Annotated in this window: 2 protein-coding genes; both read left to right on the plus strand. The window is 45.8% G+C overall.

The window, feature by feature from the left end:
• Positions 1 to 271: 271 nt before the first annotated feature.
• Positions 272 to 859, plus strand: a complete 588-nt coding sequence (locus tag ACQQ5U_RS19375; protein WP_437400109.1) for a BfmA/BtgA family mobilization protein — start codon at positions 272 to 274, stop codon at positions 857 to 859.
• A 2-nt stretch (positions 860 to 861) separates the two neighbouring features.
• Positions 862 to 1179, plus strand: a complete 318-nt coding sequence (locus ACQQ5U_RS19380) for a DUF5712 family protein (protein ID WP_437400110.1) — start codon at positions 862 to 864, stop codon at positions 1177 to 1179.
• Positions 1180 to 1276: the final 97 nt, after the last annotated feature.

Below are 1276 nucleotides of genomic sequence, written 5' to 3' on the forward strand. Positions count from 1 at the left end.
TGGCCACTTACGGTCACCGAGGGTATTCCCGAGTTAAAGACAACAGTCATTTAAATGACTATAATCTTAAAAGAAAGCTCTATGTAAATGGCCAGCGCTAAACTAAGGGAGAAGCAAGAGGATAGCGCGCAAATGCGGCGCCATCGATCATGTTTGCTGTGCAAGGCCCCTGTTTATGGGGGGTTGGGAATTTTTAGAACATAAGGCCAATGGCGTTTTTAGCGTAAAAACTTGCTGAGGCCTGTAAAACCAAGGAATTTTTAAGCTAAAAATGGACAAAGGATACGAAAAGGAACCGTTTCGGACCGTATGCATCAAAATATCGGTGCTCCAAAAATTCAAGAGCTTTTCCAAGCGGCAGGGAAAGTCCCATTCCATGACCCTCTTGGCCATGGTGGAGTTTTTTGATCATAATGGAATCTCACCGGATGAACGGATGCACGAGACCATCGCTAGCCTCAAATATCTCATCAAACGCCGCTTCAATGCCATGGTGGCCATCATGCGCAGTATTGAAAAGGAACAGACCCTGCCCACGGTCAGTATGATCCAGGCACTCTTTGAACAGGAACTGGAACCTAATGAAGGAGATGAATGGGAAGGGGACTTTGACTTTTTTGAACAACAACTGACCGAGATCAATACCCCGGCCAACCCTGAATTATTGGACACCGAGACCACGGTGCCCAAGATCGTGCATGAACGGTTGAAGGAACAACTGGAGGAACTGAAGGCTGATTTTGGGCATGTCCTGGACCATGTGTCCGTGGCCAAGAACCGCTTCGGAAAGGAACACCTCAAAGTAGACCTGAAACCCGGGGCCATTGAACAATATCGCACAAAACTCAAAAATCTATAGCTATGTACATCGCCATCACACGCCAGCAATTGGGGGACAGTTACCGGGGAAGTTCCGGGGACTTTGTCAACTATCTGGAAAAGGAGAACGAAGGGAAGGCCCCCGAAGACCAAGAACTGTTCTTTAACCAGACAGAAAACCAGATCGATGCCCAACGGGTCATTGCCGAGATCGATGCCAATACCTCTAAGTTGTCCAAACGGGATCCCAAGTTTTATTCCATTATGGTCAGTCCCTCCCAAGGGGAACTGAAACAGATCGGGGATGACCCTGAAAAACTGAGACAATACTGGACTTGCAACAAAAAAGTGGACAATTAGATAAGAGTCATGCTGCTATTTTTTGATTATACAATTCTATTTCAATTTCCTCTATAGTCTTATATCCCAAAGAGGAGTGTATTCTTCTTCTGTTATA

It is taken from the genome of Flagellimonas lutimaris (assembly GCF_051494225.1).
Lineage (GTDB): Bacteria > Bacteroidota > Bacteroidia > Flavobacteriales > Flavobacteriaceae > Flagellimonas > Flagellimonas lutimaris_A.

What these genes read in the sequence shown, in the direction of transcription:
- ACQQ5U_RS19375 (WP_437400109.1), top strand. Translation starts at nt 272, where the DNA reads ATGGACAAAGGATACGAAAAGGAACCGTTTCGGACCGTATGCATCAAA.
- ACQQ5U_RS19380 (WP_437400110.1), top strand. Translation starts at nt 862, where the DNA reads ATGTACATCGCCATCACACGCCAGCAATTGGGGGACAGTTACCGGGGA.